Below are 19,120 nucleotides of genomic sequence, written 5' to 3'. Positions count from 1 at the left end.
TTGTAATAGTGATTACTAAATAGTTTCATAATAGATTATTCTCTAATTATAGCAGATTTAAGATAGTGATTACACATTTGCTTTGTCGTGGGCAGTGAAGACACTTCCAATAGGAAGAGGAAATAGGTCTCCAATGAAACGCAAGTCCATCAAAATCACACCCCAACTTATCAAAAAGACAGGACAAGCTATCTAAAAGAATGGTCGTTCCATCTATTTTGCGGTATTTTGCGTGAATTAGATAGAATAATCTGTCTTTTTTGCGGGAAATTGCGTGAAAAAGATAGGTTGTCCTATCTCGGAGATAGCTTTTCCTATCTTTTTGATAGGTTTGAGGATTAAAAACCGAAGAAAACCGCAAAGTGTAACAGGGTTTATTTGGAATTGTAGCGGCAATCCCTTGCGGTTGCCGAATCGATAGGTTTTGTTTTAAATAGCAAACGGTAACCGCATGGGTTACCGTTTTTTTATGGGCTTTGGACAGGTTGGAAACCTGTGCTACTTATATCACTTGTCCCATGGCAGGGTCGGTGAAGCTTTCTTTGCCTGTTTCGATGTGTCCTGCATAGCGTTGTTCAAAAGTATTTTTACCTTCTATTTTAACCGCAAAATCATACCAAGCGTGACTTTTACTGAAATCTAAAGCTACCGTTAGGCTTTTCCCTTTAGCAACTTCTACGATTTTTTTGCCTGTTTTATAGCTTAAATCTTCAATAATAAAACGAAGGTTTTGTGCTTCATTGTTTTTCAAAATCAACATACCATTGCCTGTTAAAGAATTTTTAGCAAGCTGATTATTTTGGTAAGTCAAAGCTGTTTCAACATTTGTCTGTGCATTATTCAGTTTGAATGACCTAAAGAAACCGTTCGGCCCGTACACTTCTATTTGGGTATTTTTATCTGCCAATGCTGCTAATGACCAAGTATCTTTCAACGTATCGCCTGCTTTTACGGCATAGTTTCGGGTGCTAATTTCGTCTAAACCATTTTGGGTGTAACGAGTATAAACCACAAATGCAGCTCCTGCTGATTTTGTGCCAAATGCCTTATTTCCAGCCGAAAGTGTAAGTTCAAACGTTTTTTTATCGCTACTAAAACCAGCTTCTGCGTACAATTCATAAGGCAAAGCACAGGCTTTGCGAATACCTTTTTCTTGCTTAGGCATCAAGGCAGAAGCATTGCCCAAAGTATTGGCTTCCTTAATTTCTTCGGCAGAAAGAGCCTTGAAATTAGAAGGTACATTTTTGAATTTTGCTTTATGGACACTTTCCAAAAATGGTTCTTTTTCAACAAAAGTCGGAAGAGCGATTTTTTCGCCATTATAAGGTTTAAACACCGAAGTCAAATCGCCACAAACGGTTCTTCTCCACTCCGAAATGTTGTCTTCTTTGATATTCTTCTTCGTTTTGTGGCTGAGAAATTTCTCTAAAAACTGTAAAATAGAAGTATGGTCAAAAATTTCTGAACAAACATTTCCGCCTCTACTCCACGGCGAAGCAATCAAAAGTGGTACTCTAAAACCCAAACCAATTGCTCCGTCACGAGTATCTTTTTCTGGATTTTTGTAGTAATCTCTTTTCTTTTCATGAGCCAAATTCACTTGCTCTACCGAAACATCAATGCCTTCTGAAACTTTTCCCGTGTCAGCTTTTTGATGATGTGGCGGAAGGAAAGGAGGAACGTGGTCGAAGTAACCGTCGTTTTCATCATAAGCCAAAATGAAAATGGTTTTCTTCCAAACTTCTGGATTTTGGGTAAGAATATCCATCGTTTCTGATAAGTACCAAGCTCCGTACCACGGTGCGCCGGGGTGGTCTGAAAAGTTTTCGGGAGCAACCAACCAAGTAACCGCAGGCAACTGATTATTCGCAACATCTTGGCGGAATTGATGCAATACGTCACCTTTGGGTACTTCTAATTTTCGGGCAGTTCCGTTATCAGAATATTCCAATGAAGTAAGTTCATGGAAATGTGGGTCGTTGCGGTTGTTGGTAAAGGCTTTTTGATGAATATTTTTCTGGAAAGTAGAAAGCTTTTCAAAATTTTCAGGCGTGTAATTTACAATGTCTTCCTGAGCGATTTTTAAATAGTTTTTCTTTTGTGCCAATGCTCTTTCTGCTTTTTTCAAAGCTTCACTTCCTGCTTCAAGTGTTGGGATTTCAGCAGAAAGCTTCTCAATCTCTTTCGGTAAAAATTTTACAACTTCTTGAATATAGCGATAATATTCTGGCGAGAATTTTACTTGATATTGCTCAAACCATTCAATCGGATTGTCGGTGAAATTCGCCAACCAAGCATCGCCTTCTCCTTCCAAACCAGTAGGCAAACTGATTTCATTTTGATAAATTTTCCAAGAAATACCGTTTTCTTCTAAACGTTCGGGAAAGGTTTTCCATTTTGCCCATTTACCATAATCTACATCTTCGTTTTTGACATTGGCTTTTGAATCAAAAGCTTGCTTTTCACGAATTGTACCCGTCCATAAGTACAAACGGTTGGGCGTAGTTCCTGTTAAAGAAGAACAAAAATTTTGGTCACAAAGCGTAAAAGCATCTGCCAAAGCGTAGTAGAAAGGAATATCCTCACGGTCATAATAGCCCAAAGTCAAGGGCATATCTTTGTACTCTTTATGTCCAGATTGTTTTACATGAAGCCATTTATCATTCTTTCCGCCGTTCAAAGCATCCACTTGGTTTTCCCAAGAATGTGGCAAAGAACTCATCCAAGTAGCATTTGAGTCACGTAGATTTAGGCGAAAAGGAGCAAAGGTTTGTCCTTTTTCATTTTGTTGCAACCACACTTTATTTCTACTTGGAAGTGTAATCGCACGAGGGTCATTGAAACCACGTACCCCTTGTAAAGTACCAAAACAGTGGTCGAAAGAGCGGTTTTCTTGCATCAAAATGACAATGTGTTCAGCATCCCAGAAAGTACTTCCTTCGGCAGGATTAATTGCCATTGCTTTTTGAATTGAAGCAGGCAACATTCCCAGAAAACCAGCCCCAGAGGCTAATACAGACGCTTTTTTGATAAACTCTCTCCTTGATTCCATGTGTTGATTTTGTGATTTGCTATTAGAATTCTGCTGTCGGTAATCTGAATAGACTAATATAACCGATTCAAATAATTAGTAAGTTGAAATGGGTACAAAGATAAATGAGAGAGGAGGATTAAACTGTCCTGATATATTATTGGTTTGTTAAGGTTAATAATTAATATAGCAGCAACCCCTTGTGGTTGCCTAAAAATAGAATGGTATAAAATGGAAACGGTAACCGTGAAGGTTACCGCTACATCTTTGATTTTATAGATAGAATTGTTATTTCAACCAATTCATATTTAATAATTCATAACTCATATCTAAATCAACGCTTCATACAAAATCTCAACAGCGTGTTTCGCTGTGCGACCTGTTCCGTCATGAATTTGGTGACGACAACTTGTACCCGAAGCTGCAATAATTACATCTTCACCTTGCTGACGAATGGTTGGGAAAAGTACTAATTCACCTACTTGGTTTGATAATTCAAAATGTTCTTTTTCATAACCAAAAGAACCCGCCATGCCACAACATCCAGAAGGAATAATCTGTACTTCATAGTTTTCGGGCAATGAAAGTGTTTTCTTGGCAGGCACTAAACTCGACAATGCCTTTTGCTGACAGTGTCCGTGTAATTTTATCAAGCGTTTTTCTGTCGTAAATACTTTTTTAGAAATACGTTTTGCATCAATTTCTTTCGCTAAAAATTCCTCTACCATGAAAGTATTTTTGGCTAAAGCTTTCGCCGCATCTACCAAATCATCATTTACTAAATCTGGATATTCGTCACGGAAAGTAAGAATTGCCGAAGGTTCAATGCCAATTAAAGGTGTTTCAGCACTGATAACATCTTTTAAAAGGCTTACATTTTGGTTCGCCAATTTCTTTGCATCATCCAAAAGTCCTTTTGATAATTGCGGACGACCAGATTCTGCATGATTTGGAATAAGTACTTCATAACCCAAACGATTCAATAATTTCACGGTTTTGATACCAATTTCAACATCGTTATAATTCGTGAATTCGTCGATAAATAAGAATACTTGTTTTTTAGTTTCCGCAGGTTTTAAGGTTACTTGATTCTTGTCAAACCACTTTTTAAAAGTAGTATTACTCAACAAGGGCATCGTTCTGTCAGGGTGAAAACCTACGACAGTATTGGCGATTTTACGTAAAGCAGGTGTTTCAAAAATAAAATTATAAGCCCACGGCACATAAGAAGCTACTTTTGAAAGCGAAGAAAAATTCCCAACCATACGACTACGCAATGGAACACCGTTTTCTTTGTAGTATTGGTGTAAAAATTCCATTTTCAATTTTGCCACATCTACGTTTGATGGACATTCGCCTTTACAGCCTTTACAAGCCAAACATAAATCAAATACTTCTTTAATTTCCTCATGGTTGAATCGGTTCGCTTTATCAGAATGTGTTAAAAACTCACGAAGAATGTTAGCTCTGGCACGTGTCGTTTCTTTTTCGTTACGAGTTGCCATGTAAGAAGGACACATCGTTCCGCCCGAAGCAGGCGTTTTTCTACAATCGCCCGAACCATTACATTGTTCGGCGTGCTGTAAAATATCTTGGTCGTGGAAACGGAAAGTCGTTTTAAATTCAGGCGTTTGTTGCCCCGGAGTATAACGCAAAAACGTATCCATTGGCGGAGTATCCACAATTTTGTTCGGATTGAACACATTGTAAGGGTCCCAAGTACGTTTTACTTCTTTCATCAATTCGTAGTTATGGTCGCCCACCATTTGTTTGATGAACTCGCCACGCAAACGTCCGTCACCATGTTCCCCTGAAAGCGAACCTTTGAATTTTTTCACCAAAGTAGCAATCTGTTCGGCAATCAAACGGAATTGTTTATTTCCTTCAACCGTCTTCAAGTTGATAATCGGGCGCAAGTGAATTTCTCCAGAACCAGCATGAGCATAATGTACTGAGTACATATTATTTGCCGAAAGAATCTCATTGAATTCACGAATAAAATCAGGCAAATCGTTTACATCAACGGCAGTATCTTCAATCACTGCTACCGCTTTTTCATCGCCCGGAAGGTTAGAAAGTAAACCCAAACCTGCTTTTCTCAGATTCCAAACTTTTTTGGTGTCTTCGCCATAAACCACAGGGAAATGATAACCCAAACCAGCCGCACGCATTTCTGCTTCCATTTCTTTGGCTTGTTGTTCAATGGTCGCCTTTGAATCAGAACGTAATTCAACGACTAAAATCGCCCCTGGGTCACCTTGAACAAAGAAACGATTTTGGCTATGTTCTACACTTGCTTTAGTACATTCTAAGATATAATGATCCATCAACTCAGAAGCCGAAGGTTTATATTTTAACGCAATTAAATTTGCCTTGAGTGATTCTTGAACGTCATTGAAGTGAACACAAACCAAACCAATTTCTTTCGGAGGTAAATCATTTACGTGCAATTTGATTTCTGTTAAGAAACAAAGTGTTCCTTCTGAACCTGCAATTAATTCACAGAAATTGAAAGGTTTTCCTCCTTCGGTATAAGGCTCGCAATTGAGCAACATATCCAAAGCATAACCTGTATTTCGTCTTTCAATACTTGGTTTTGGAAATTCATTTCTGATTTCAGCCTGATTTTTTTCGTTGGATAATACTTCGTTGGTTTTTAAGTAAATTTTATCCAACAAAGTAGCCGAACCATTTTTACTTTGTGCTGATTGAATATGATTATTGAAAGTATTCAAATTATCATTTTTGAAAACTACATCCGTTCCGTCTGCTAAAATGGCTTTTACTTCCATCAAATGTTCACGAGTAGAGCCGTAAACAACAGAATTTGAACCACAAGAATTGTTGCCAACCATACCACCAATCATTGCACGGTTGGCAGTAGAAGTTTCTGGCCCAAAAAATAAACCATGTTTTTTCAGTTCAATGTTTAATACATCACGAACTACGCCCGGTTGTACTCTTACCCAATGTTCTTCTTTATTTACTTCAAGAATTTTTGTGAAATTTTTAGAAACATCTACTACGATACCATTGCCAACTACCTGACCCGCAAGAGAAGTACCAGCCGTTCGAGGAATGATAGAAGTTTTATTTTCACGAGCAAAATTTATTAATTTTCTAATATCCTCAATCGTCTTAGGAAGGGCGACCGCTTGAGGCATTTCTCTATAAGCAGAGGCATCAGTTGCGTATAAAGTACGCATAACGGTATCATGATAGAGTTCACCTTCTAATTGACTGGCAAGTTGTGATAATATCGTTGGATTGGTCATTTTTGGATTCTACAAAGAATAATATAGTTTTTCTAAGTTCTTATTTCAGACTTCAAATTTACCAATAAAATCAATTTGAAGCTTATAAAAATATTTTATTAAGGTATTTGTATTGAAAAAGTACAAAAATAAATAGGCATAATGTTGCTATTAGATTTAACATTTTTTAACAAAAAATGCTTTGAGGACATTATTTGAATGGTTAAGCCTAGAACAAAGCTTTTTTTTAAGTTTTCAAAATATGTAGAAGTACAATTTTTTAGTAACAAGTATTAGAAAGTAGAATTAAATTTTTCCATAAAAAAATTGAATTATAGAAACTTTTTCCTCTACTTTGCAAAGATTTATTAGAGCAATTTTACATTTTTTATTGCGAAAATACCAAAGTTTCATATTTGACATCCTTTCCCTTTGAAACTTTCAAGTCGGTGATTTCCTTTCTTTCGCATAAAATTTTGTAGCGTTTCTCTTGATTTCATTAACCATTTTCAAATCTTAACAAAACCTTATGAATAATCATTTTTACAGATGGTTCTGTCGCTCTGTGCGACAAGGTGCAGCATCTAACTCACTAGTAAAAGTAGTTATGATGGCTGTTGCAATGTTTGTATCTATGGGCATCAATGCTCAAGATAGAACTGTTACGGGTAAAGTAACTGAATCAGGAGATGCTTCAGGATTACCAGGCGTATCAGTTGCAGTAAAAGGTACTAATAGAGGTACTCAAACTGATGTTAACGGTACTTATAAAATTAGTGTACCAAGTAATGCTACTTTAGTCTTTACATTTGTTGGTTTTACTAAGCAAGAAATTGCGGTAGGTAGTCGCTCAGTAGTCAACGTTGCACTGATTTCTGAAATGAAAGCACTTGATGAAGTAGTTGTAATAGGTTATGGTACCGTCAAAAAGAAAGATGTTACTGGATCTGTAAGTGCAATCGGTGCAAAGGATTTCAACAAAGGTGTTGTGACTTCGCCAGAGCAATTAATGCAAGGTCGTGTAGCGGGTGTTCAAATTACTCAAGCTAGTGGTGAACCTGGCGGTGGTATAAATGTTCGTATCAGAGGTACATCTTCTGTTCGTGGTGGAAACAACCCTTTATTTGTAATTGACGGTGTGCCTCTAAGTGGTGATAATACTTCTGGTGATGGTGAATCAAGTGGTGTTGGACGTCAGCCAGCAAAAAATCCACTTAACTTCATGAACCCAGATGATATTGCAAGTATTGACATTCTGAAAGATGCTTCAGCTACTGCAATTTATGGTTCACGTGGTGCTAATGGTGTTGTGTTGATTACAACTAAAAAAGGAAAAGGAAAAGGAACTTTAGATTATAGTTATAATCACGGTATTAGTAAAATTACGAAAAGATACGACCTTTTAAGTACCGCTGAATATATAGCTGCAGGAGGACAAAATCAAAAAGGGGCTACAGATTGGCAAAATGAAATTTTTAGAACTGCTAAAACCGACCAACATAATTTTTCTTACGGTGGAGGTGACCAATCAGGAAGTTACCGCTTTTCTTTAGGATATATGAGCCAAGAAGGAATCATCCAAAAATCTAAAATGGATAGATACAGTGTTGGTTTTAATGGAGCGAAGAAGTTTATCAACGATAAATTGACGATTGGTTCAAACTTAAATTTTGCAAGTACACAAGATGTTGGTGTACCAGTTTCTGAGAACTCAGGTTTTACTGGGGACTTATTGGCAGGTGTTTTAAAATCAAATCCTACTTTAGCGGTATATGGTGCAGATGGTAAGTACAATCAGCCTGGTATCACTGAGCCAAACCCAGTAGCATTTTTGAATTTATCTAAAGATAATACAAATACTTTACGTGCTTTAGGTAATATCAATGCTGAATTACAACTATTTAAAGGGTTGAAATTTAAAACGGTTTTAGGTTTTGATAAATCATTTTCGAGTAGAAAATCTGCTTATTCTAAAGACTTAATAATTGAAGGTGTAGGTGGTTTAGGTCGTGCATATGTAAGAGATATTGAAACAGATAATAAACTATGGGAAAACTACTTCACGTATGAGAAAGAATTTAAAAATCTTTCATTTACAGGTTTACTAGGTTATTCATATCAAAGTTTTGATAGATATAGCAAGCAAATTACAGCAAGTAATTTCCGTACATCTGATTTAGATTTGATGATTAATAACCTAGGTTCTGCAGATAATTCTGCTGGTAAAGGGTCTTTAATTCAAAACTCGAATTCAGCAAAAGATGAGTTACAATCATATTTTGGACGTGTAAACTTGGCATTTGCAAACAAATACTTGTTTACTGGAACACTTCGTGTTGATGGTTCTTCTAAATTTGGAGGTAACAATAAGTATGGATATTTCCCTTCATTTGCATTTAAATGGAAGTTGTTTGAAGAATCGTTTGTTCCAAGAGAGGTCTTTTCTGATTTAGCTCTCAGAGTAGGCTATGGTGTAACTGGTAACCAAGAAATTCCTCATAATCTTTATGATCGTAGAGATAGATACGACGGATGGTCTATTAACCAGAGTGCTACTAATATAGAAGGTGGTGGTCTAAATGCTGTAGCGTTTAACAATCCTAACTTGAAATGGGAAACAACTACTTCTGTGAATATTGGTTTAGACTTTGCTATCTTGAAAAGCAGACTTTCTGGTAGTATTGACATTTATCAAAAGAATACTAAAGATTTATTATTTAACGTTGTTTCTGCTCAGCCAGCACCAACTCCTTTCGTTTGGAAAAACTTGGATACCGATATTCAAAACCAAGGTATTGAGTTATCATTAAACGGAACAGCTGTTGATGCAAAAGATTTTAGTTGGGAAGTTTTATTCAATGTTGCTTACAACAACAACTTGGTTAAAAACTTAAAAGGTACTTATGATACTGGTGAAATCAATGGGCAAGGTTTATCTGGTGCTTTTGCTCAACGTATCGCTGAAGGTCAACCTTTGTTTGCTTTCTTCCTTCGTCAATTTGGAGGGTTTGATGCAGCTGGAAATTCAATCTATCCAGATGGTGATGTTCAAAAATTCTTAGACGGAAAGAGTCCCCTTCCTAAAGTAACGGGTGGTTTGACGAATAATTTCAAGTACAAAAACTTTGATTTGAGCGTATTCTTCAATGGTGTATTTGGAAATTATATTTATTCAAATACTGCGAATGCTTTCTTTACTCAAGGATCTTTCGCAAATGGTCGAAATGTTGTTAAGAATGTAATTGGAAATGGTGAAGGTGCTTTAAATGCCCCTGACGTTTCAACTCGTTTCTTAGAAAAAGGTGACTTTGTTCGTTTACAAAACCTTAGTTTAGGTTACAAAGTTAAAACTGAAAGTAAAGTTATTTCAAATTTGAGAATTTTCGTAACAGGACAAAACTTGTTAACTTTTACGAATTACAGTGGACAAGATCCAGAAGTTAGTACAAATAAATCATTGAATGGTATTCCATCATTCGGTATTGATTACACAGCTTATCCAAGAGCTAGAACTTGGACAATCGGTGCAAATATTTCATTCTAATTTCAAAAAATAATCTAGTATTCAAAGATGAAAAGAAATCATATATTCAAAATATTAATGACAGGAGCGAGTATTATCTCACTTTCTTCATGTACTGATTTAGTTGTTACAGAAAAGGATTCAATTGTCCGTGTTTCAACTGGTGGAAGTGTTTTTACGCCAGGTGATCCAACCGAAATGTTGGCATCTGCATATAAAGATTTAGGAACCTATACTGATCAAGCAGGTATTTATGCCTTAGGTCAGCATACTTCTGCCGAGATGATTCCTCCAACACGTGGCGTTGACTGGGGTGATAATGGTGTTTGGCGTACGCTTGATGCTCATACTTGGGATGCATCTCATACTTATGTAAGAGATGCTTGGAATAATTTGAACCAACGTGTTTATAAAGCAACTGAGATTATTGCTTCAAATCCATCAGCTTCACAAATGGCTCAAGCTAAGTTTTTACGTGCATTTAATATGTATCATGTAATGGACTTATTTGGTCAAGTACCTTTTCGTGAGGTAACTCAAGGTGTTGATGATAACCCGAAAGTAATGACTCGTTCTGAAGCTTTTGATTTTATTGTTAAAGATTTACAAGAGGCTCTTCCAGCCTTGGCTGAAGTTAAACCTTCGGCTTCTAATGGAGCAGCATCGAAAGCTTCTGCAAATGCACTTTTGGCAAGATTATTCTTGAACAAAGCAGTTTATAAGTCATCAAAACCTGAAGGTCCATATACTTTTGATAAAGCTGATATGGATTTAGTAGTAAAATATAGTGATGCTGTTACTGCTTCTGGTTTTTCTCTTGAAAGTAGTTATTTCAAAAACTTTTCTACTGCTGCTTCAACAGAAGTCATTTTTGTGAGTTTGGAAGGTACTCCACAAAACCGTTGGTTTATGACACTTCACTATGGTCAAAATCCATCAGGTTGGAATGGTTTTACCACTTTAGCTGACTTTTATGATAAATTTGATAAAAATGACCAACGTATTGGAGAACCTGCTAAAGGTAATGGAAAAGAATTTTCAGGTATCGGTCGTGGTTTCTTGATTGGAACACAAATAGATGACAATGGTAAACCTCTGATTGATACTCGTACTTTGAAAGTTCTTTCATTTACTCGTGATGTACCTTTAGCAGGAGCAGCAACAGACAAAGGTATTCGTGTTATTAAATATCACCCATCTGATGCAGGGAAATATATATTAATGCGTTATGCAGAAGTATTTTTAGCGAAAGCTGAAGCACTTTACAGAAGTGGAAATGCTGCTGGAGCCTTATTACTTATCAACCAATTAAGAGTTGCTCGTGGTGCAAGTGCTATTGCTTCATTAACAGACCAATCTTTGTTCGACGAAATCGGTCGTGAAACTTACTGGGAAGGCGGAGCAAGAACTTATGAAGTGCGTTTTGGTAAATTCTTAACTGGAAATGGGGCTGATAAAAAAGATGCAAATCTTGTTTTGTTCCCGATTCCTTCTTCTGCAATTGTATCAAACCCGAATTTGAAGCAAAATACAGGATATTAATCAATAATTTTTTTTATAAATCAAAAATGCTCGAATTTTCGAGCATTTTTGATTTATGAAGGAGCTATAATATTGACAATTATGAATTTGAAAAATAATACTGCATCCATTTTTATAATATTTTTTTATAGTATTTTCTTACTTAGTTCTTGTTCAAGTTCTTCTGAGAATACAGAAATGATATTAAGTAAGTTAAAAGATGGTCAAGCTAAAGCTATTATAACCATTCAAGATACCTTATTTTATCAATCAGAAAGTGTTTTTACTGGTGATATAGAAATATTTCCAACTTCGTTTCGCTTAAATATTTCAGATCAGTATGAAGGAAACTTGGTCGTTTCTTTTATTACTGAAAAATGGAGTAAAGATATGCCGATAGTGAAACAAGTATTCGCAGAAAACCCAATAGCTTCAAGTGCAATGGTAGGGAAAATAAAAGATAAGAAACTTAGAATTGGCATTGGGTATTTAATGACTAGCGGAGAAATTACCATAACACAATTAAATAATGAAAAGTGTATAATTAATCTAAGAGGAACGATTGCAAAGTATCACGAACAACAAGACGCTACAAAATGGAAAGAATTTAAAGGTTCCATCATCTACAAAAAACCTAAATTATTAATTCAGAATTTTGTTGATGGAAAGTCTATCTTTTAAAATACATTTGTATTAACCATTTTTATCCATCAAAAATTTAATTCAATGAAGTATTTAGGCACATTTCTGATGCTGCTTTATGCCTCTTTTGTAGGCTTTGCACAAACATTAATCGAGGTAAAATCACCTGATAATCGCCTCAAATTAAATGTCTCTCTTTCACAAAAAACTTTTTGGATTTCGGATGATTACCATACGAGTGATTTAAATTGCTTATTCAAATTATAGTTTTTAAGTTCTTTCTAAAAAGACTTATTCAAATATTTTAATCAATGAAAATGTTAAAAAATATAGCTTTCTTCGCTGTTGTAGCATTATGTTTTGGCTGTTCTGACAAAGGAAAAAATACTTTGTTTGAATTAATGAAGGAAGAAGATACTGGGATTTTGTTCAATAATAAAATTGAAAATACTGAAGAGTTCAATATTTTCAATTACCGAAACTTTTATAATGGCGGTGGCGTAGCCGTTGGCGACATCAATAATGATGGTTTGCCCGATGTGTTTTTTACTTCAAACATGGGAAGTAACAAACTTTATTTGAACAAAGGTAATTTCAAATTTGAAGATATTTCAGCAAAAGCAGGTATTCAAGAAGCCGATAAATGGAATACTGGAGTAGTAATGGTGGACATCAACAACGATGGTTTGTTGGATATTTATGTGTGTAATGCTGGTCTTCGGAAATTTACGAAAAAGCAAAAAAACGCACTTTTTATCAATAATGGCAATCTCACTTTTACAGAATCTGCGGCTAAGTATGGCTTAGACGAAGGCGGTTACACTACTCATGCCGCTTTTTTTGACTATGATTTAGATGGCGATTTGGATTGTTATATTCTAAACAATAGCTTTATTCCTGTCAATACTTTGAACTATGCCAATAACCGTGATATGCGTGCAGAAGATTGGCCAGTGAAAGATTTCTTGAAAGGTGGCGGTGATAAATTGATGCGAAATGACGATGGACATTTCCACGATGTTTCAAAAGATACTGGAATTTATAGCAGCCTAATTGGCTTTGGTTTGGGCGTAACGATTGGTGATGCCAACAACGATAATTATCCAGACATTTATGTTTCAAACGATTTCTATGAGAAAGATTACCTCTACATCAATCAGAAAAACGGTACATTCAAAGAAGAAATTGAGCAACGCATGAAACACATCAGTTTGGCTTCGATGGGGGCAGATATGGCTGATGTGAATAACGACGGTTTCCAAGAAATCATCACAACCGATATGCTTCCTCGTGATGAGTACCGTCTAAAAACTACTTCGTCATTCGACAATCATTATGTTTTTAAACTGAAAAAAGACCGTGGTTTTTATAATCAGTTTCAGCAAAATAGTCTTCAACTCAATAATCAAGATGGTACTTTTAGCGAAATCGCCAATTATAGTGGCGTGGCAGGAAGCGACTGGAGTTGGGGTGCGTTAATGTTTGATGCTGATAATGATGGCTACAACGATATTTATGTCTGCAACGGAATTTACAATGATGTAATCGACCAAGATTTTATTGATTTCTTTGCCAACGAACTCATTCAAGGAATGCAAGCGACTGGCGTGAAGGAAAATATCAATACCATTATTGGGAAAATGCCTTCTGTACCAATTCCGAACTACTTTTTTCACAATAGCAAAACCTTGAAGTTTGAAGAAAAAGGAGAAGAATTTGGTTTGGCAACTCCTTCGTTTTCAAACGGAGCAATGTATGCCGATTTGGATAATGACGGTGACTTAGACTTATTGGTGAATAATGTAAATATGCCATGTTTTGTCTATAAAAATAATGCTGACAAAAAAGAGGAGAAAAACCATTTTATCAAATTGAGTTTGAAAGGAGAAGGTAAAAACTTATTTGCCGTAGGAGCAAAAGCCGATCTTTACGCCAATGGCGAAATACAAACTCGTTCGGTAATTCCTTCAAGAGGTTTTCAGTCAAGTACAGAATATAATTTAACTTTTGGTTTAGGAAAAGTTACTAGAATTGATTCTATCAAAATCACTTGGGCTGATTTGCGAGAAAGTATCATTAAAAATCCAAAGGCTGACCAATTACTTACTTGTTCAATTAAAGATGCTCAAGTCGTAAAAACAAAAGCAAAGAGTATTAACACAAAAAGCTATTTTGAAGCGGTTAATACCATTTTTGATAAACATCAAGAAGACGAGTATGTTGATTTTTATCAAGAAAAAAACCTTCCAGCTTTGTTGTCAAAAGAAGGGCCAAAAGCGGCTATTGGCGATGTAAATGGTGATGGATTGGAAGATGTTTATATTGCAGGAGCGAAAGACCAAGCAGGACAATTGTACTTACAAACAGGTTCAGGTTTTAAAAAATCTGCTCAGGAAGTGTTTAAAACCTTCTCCTATTTTGAAGAAACAGCTGTACTTTTTTTTGATGCTGACAAAGATGGGGACTTGGATTTGTACGTTGGAAGCGGAGGTAATGAAGTACGTTTTGGCGAAAGAGATTTGATAGACAAACTCTATTTGAATGATGGAAAAGGCAATTTTACTTTCAATTCGAGAGCAATTCCACAAAATGGAACAAATACTGCTGTAATTGCTCCTTTTGATTATGACAATGACGGTGATTTAGACTTATTCGTAGGAAGTAGAAGTTATGCGATGGAGTACGGAAAAAATCCGCCAAGTTACTTTTATGAAAATAATGGAAAAGGAGAATTTAAAGACATTGCCCAACAAGTAAATCCAGAATTGACCGAATTAGGAATGATTCGTGATGCTTATTGGGAAGATGTGAATGGCGATAAAAAGAAAGAATTAATTGTTGTTGGAGATTGGATGTCGCCTGTGATTTTTACGGTAAAAGGGAAAAAATTAGAAAAACTAAAAACTGGTTTAGAAGAATTTACAGGTTTCTGGGGAGCATTGAAAGTAACCGACATTGATAACGACGGAGATAATGATTTGATTTTAGGAAACATGGGCGAAAACTTTACACTGAAAGCTTCAATGGATGCACCTTTGAAAATTTGGGTAAAAGATTTTGATAATAATGGTTCTCTTGATAAAATCATGACCAAGAGTATTGAAGGAAAAGACAAACCTGTTTTCTTGAAAAGAGAAATGGCAGAACAATTTCCAGCCTTGAAAAAGCAGATTTTGAAGCACTCAGAATATGCAAAGAAAACCATTGAAGACTTGTTCCCCGATAATGTTTTAGAAGGTGCATTGGTGAAAACAGTAAAAACTTGTAAATCTTCGGTGGCAATCAACGATGGAAAAGGGAACTTTACTTTAGTTGATTTACCAGAAGGCGTTCAAACTTCGTGTATCAATGCGATTGAATGTTTTGACATCAACAATGACGGATTGAAAGACATTATTGTTGGCGGAAATTATACAGGTTTCATTCCGCAATTGGGCATGATTGATGCCAGTCGTGGTAATGTTTTATTGAACAAAGGCAAAGCTCAATTCAAAGTATTAACAAACCAAGAAAGCGGTTTTGTAATGAACGGAGAAGTAAAGCAAATCAGTCCAATCAAGATTCAAGGAAAAGTAAATTTCTTGACATTGTTGAATAATGAAGTGCCTAAATTGTTTCAATTCAAATAGTTGCTACATTTTTAAATATAGAAATGATGAGAAAAAACGATAATAGAATTAACCTCACCCCCAACCCGCAGCGGCGGTCGCCCTCTCCTGTTGAGAGGGGAGATTCATTCACTTTTAAGACTCCCCCTCTCAACAGGAGAGGGGGGTGGGGGGTGAGGTATTTAATCTTCCTCCTCTTTCTCTTCTTAGTTTCCTGCAAAACCAAACAACCCTACACTTTTGAATTATTAGATGCTGAAAAAACTGGCATTGATTTTTCAAATGACCTAACGCCAACCAAAGATTTAAACATCTTTACTTATATGTATTTTTATAATGGCGGAGGCGTTGGTGCGGGCGATTTTAATAATGACGGATTGGTTGATTTGTGTTTTACTGCTAATCTGAAAGATAATAAAATCTACCTTAACCGTGGAGGAATGAAGTTTGAGGACATTACTGAAAAGTCAAATTTCAAAGGAGAAAAAGGCTGGTCGAATGGAGTTTCGATAGTGGATATAAACCAAGATGGAAAATTAGATATTTACGTAAGTCAAGTGGGTGGTTTTGAAACTTTACAAGGACATAATTTACTCTTCGTCTGTAAAGAAATTACCAAAGACGGCATTCCTGTGTATGAAGAAAAATCGAAAGAGTATGGGTTAGATTTAGTCGGTTTTGGTACGCAAGCTGCCTTTTTTGATTATGATTTGGATGGCGATTTGGATATGTTTCAACTCAATCATTCAGTACATCAAAATGGTACTTTTGGTGTAAGAAGTACTTTTCAAGGCACTTTTCATCCTTTGGCAGGCGATAAATTTTTTAGAAATGACGACGGAAAGTTCATTGAAATAGCCGAACTAACAGGTATTAAAAGAGACGCTTTAGGCTATGGTTTAGGTGTTGGTGTTGGCGATGTCAATTTCGACGGCTATCCAGATATGTATATTGGAAATGATTTTCACGAAAATGATTACTTGTACATCAATCAAAAGAATGGTACTTTCTTGGAAAGGATCGAAAAGTCGATGATGCACACCAGTCAGTTTTCGATGGGAATTGATGTTGCTGATATCAATAATGATATTTATCCAGAAATCATGTCTTTGGATATGTTACCTTTCGACCGTGAGATTTTGAAGCGTTCAGAAGGCGAAGACTCCTATAATATTTTTCAATACAAGTTAAGTTACGGCTATAATTATCAATTTGCTAGAAACAATTTGCAGTTGAATAACGGCGATGGCACTTTTTCGGAAATGGCAATGTTTGCGGGTGTACACGCAACAGACTGGTCGTGGTCGCCTTTGTTTTTTGATTTTGAAAACGACGGTCGCAAAGATTTATTCATTTCAAATGGAATTCCGAAACGAATGAACGATATTGATTATATCAGTTTTGTTTCTGCCGAAGATATTCAGATGAAATTGGAAAGAAAAGAAATGGATGAAAGTGATATTTCATTGGTAGATAAATTGCCCGAAATAAAAATTCCCAATAAATTCTTTCAAAATAAATCAGACCTTCGTTTTGAAGACAAAGAGAAAAGTATTGAAAATAATCAAAATTCATACTCCAACGGAGCATTATATGCCGATTTAGACAATGATGGCGATTTGGATATTATCACGAATAATATCAATCAAAAGGCTTTTATTTATGAAAACAAAGCCAATGAGTACGCTCCCGAAAATGCCTTTCTTCGTTTGTATTTGAAAGGTTCTGAGAAAAATTTGAATGCCATCGGAGCAAAAGTATTAGTTTTCAAAAAAGGCAGAGAAACGATTTCTTATGAAAAATTTCCAGTAAAAGCTTTTCAAGCAAGTATGGAAATTCCGATGAATATTGGTTTAGGAAACAAAGCTGATATTGATTCTACTTACTTGATTTGGCCTGATAGAACTTTCCAGAAACTTAATCTTCAATCAGGAAGTGATTCAGTAACAATTACTTATCGTAAAAATCTCCCAGAGTTTGATTACGAACATTTCAAACAAAAACCTGCTAAAACGCCTTTGCTGGCTGACATTGCTAAGGATTTGAATTTGGACGTAAAACATCAAGAAAATGAATTTAATGAGTTTGAACGTGAAGCCCTTATTCCTCATAAAATGTCAGCCGAAGGCCCCGCTTTAGCAGTTGCAGATATTAATCATGATGGCTTAGAAGATGTGTTTTTAGGTTCTTCTAAAACATCAATGCCTCATTTATTTCTACAAAAAAGTAACGGTAAATTTATTGAAAGCAAACAAACAGTTTTCAAACAAGATAGTATTTATGAAGAAGTAGATGCAAAATGGGTTGATGTAAATAATGATACTCATCTTGATTTGACTGTAGCTGAGGGTGGAAATGAGTACTTTGGTAAATCCAATTATCTCACACCGAGAGTTTATCTAAATGATGGTAAGGGAAATTTATCATTAAAAGTAGATGCTATTCCAAAGATATTTTTATCGGCATCAGCTATTGAGATAATTGATATTAATCAAGATGGGAAAATAGATTTATTGATTACTGCTCGTTCTTTACCATATTCTTATGGGAAAATTCCTGATTCCTATCTTTTACAAAATGACGGAACAGGAAAATTCACGGATGTAACTGATAAGTACGCCAAAGAATTAAGAAATATTGGTTTGGTGAAAAATGCCGTTGTTCAAGATTTGGACAAAGATGGCGACCAAGATATTTTGTTGGCTTTGGAGTGGGATGGAATCTGTGAAATGGAAAATCAGCAAGGAAAATTTATCAAAAAAATGCTCACAAAAGAAAAAGGTTGGTGGAATTTCGCCATGCCTTACGATTTTGATGGCGATGGCGATTTGGATATTTTGGCTGGAAATCTTGGTCAAAATAGTAGAATTAAAGCTTCGGAAACAGAGCCTGTTAGAATGTATGTAAGTGATTTTGATAAAAATGGCACTACCGACCAAGTACTAAGTTATTATTTGGGAGGAACAGAAGTAATGTTTGCCAACAAAGCTGAAACACAAAAGCAGTTTCCATTTACCAAAAAGAAATTTCTTTTGGCTAAAGATTTTGCTAAAGCTACAATTGCGGATATTGTGGGCGAAAGTGAATTGTCGGCTGCAAAAGTATTTGAAGCTAATTACTTTGATAATGCTATTTTGGTAAACGACGGAAAAGGGAATTTTACAGTGCAATCTTTGCCTTCAAAAGCCCAATATGCACCTTATTATGCTGCTGAAATTATAGACGCTAACGGTGATAAGTTGCCAGATATAATCATGTTTGGGAATTTCTACGACTGCAATATCCAAATGGGAAGATACGATGCCAACTATGGAACTATCTTGATTAACAAAGGAAATTGTCAGTTTGAAGTTGAAAAACTCAATGGAATCAGCGTAAAAGGACAAGTAAAACGCATCAGAAACATCAAAGTAGGAAAAGAAATTCTAATGATTCTCGCAAGAAATAATGATAAATTGATGGTGTTGAGGAGAAAGTGATTAGTTAATAGTAATTGGTGATTAGAATTTATACTCTTGAGTTAGTGAGTCATTGGAGATAC

The 19,120-nt window shown here is 35.7% G+C and carries 7 protein-coding genes; 5 read left to right on the top strand and 2 right to left on the bottom strand.

Going from position 1 to position 19,120, the window contains the following annotated elements; all coding sequences use genetic code 11:
* Positions 1-502: 502 nt before the first annotated feature.
* Both HNP25_RS09855 and HNP25_RS09850 read right to left on the bottom strand, forming a co-directional pair.
* Positions 503-3,052, bottom strand: coding sequence for a phosphocholine-specific phospholipase C (locus HNP25_RS09855; protein WP_184133768.1), 2,550 nt, complete (start codon positions 3,050-3,052; stop codon positions 503-505).
* A gap of 308 nt (positions 3,053-3,360) precedes the next feature.
* Positions 3,361-6,306, bottom strand: a complete 2,946-nt coding sequence (locus tag HNP25_RS09850) for an FAD-binding and (Fe-S)-binding domain-containing protein (RefSeq protein WP_184133766.1) — start codon at positions 6,304-6,306, stop codon at positions 3,361-3,363.
* A 508-nt stretch (positions 6,307-6,814) separates the two neighbouring features.
* On the opposite strand from HNP25_RS09850, the gene HNP25_RS09845 reads away from it, so the two are divergent.
* The 5 genes from HNP25_RS09845 to HNP25_RS09825 all read left to right on the top strand — a co-directional run bounded on the left by HNP25_RS09845 (position 6,815) and on the right by HNP25_RS09825 (position 19,058).
* Positions 6,815-9,829: a SusC/RagA family TonB-linked outer membrane protein gene (locus HNP25_RS09845; protein WP_229202829.1), complete on the top strand. Its 3,015-nt coding sequence runs from the start codon at positions 6,815-6,817 to the stop codon at positions 9,827-9,829.
* A 27-nt stretch (positions 9,830-9,856) separates the two neighbouring features.
* On the top strand, positions 9,857-11,350 hold the full coding sequence (locus HNP25_RS09840) for a RagB/SusD family nutrient uptake outer membrane protein (protein WP_184133765.1): 1,494 nt from the start codon (positions 9,857-9,859) through the stop codon (positions 11,348-11,350).
* A gap of 81 nt (positions 11,351-11,431) precedes the next feature.
* A complete protein-coding gene (locus tag HNP25_RS09835) occupies positions 11,432-12,010 on the top strand; it encodes a hypothetical protein (protein ID WP_184133763.1) in 579 nt (192 codons plus the stop codon).
* Between the two features lie 278 nt (positions 12,011-12,288).
* Complete coding sequence (locus HNP25_RS09830) at positions 12,289-15,600, top strand: VCBS repeat-containing protein (RefSeq protein WP_184133761.1); 3,312 nt, start codon at positions 12,289-12,291, stop codon at positions 15,598-15,600.
* Between the two features lie 152 nt (positions 15,601-15,752).
* On the top strand, positions 15,753-19,058 hold the full coding sequence (locus HNP25_RS09825) for a VCBS repeat-containing protein (RefSeq protein WP_310587163.1): 3,306 nt from the start codon (positions 15,753-15,755) through the stop codon (positions 19,056-19,058).
* The last annotated feature ends 62 nt before the right edge of the window (positions 19,059-19,120 follow it).

This window comes from Arcicella rosea (assembly GCF_014204325.1).
GTDB lineage: Bacteria > Bacteroidota > Bacteroidia > Cytophagales > Spirosomataceae > Arcicella > Arcicella rosea_A.
The sequence above is the reverse complement of the archived record's forward strand: the minus strand, read 5'-3'. Positions and strand labels throughout refer to the sequence as shown.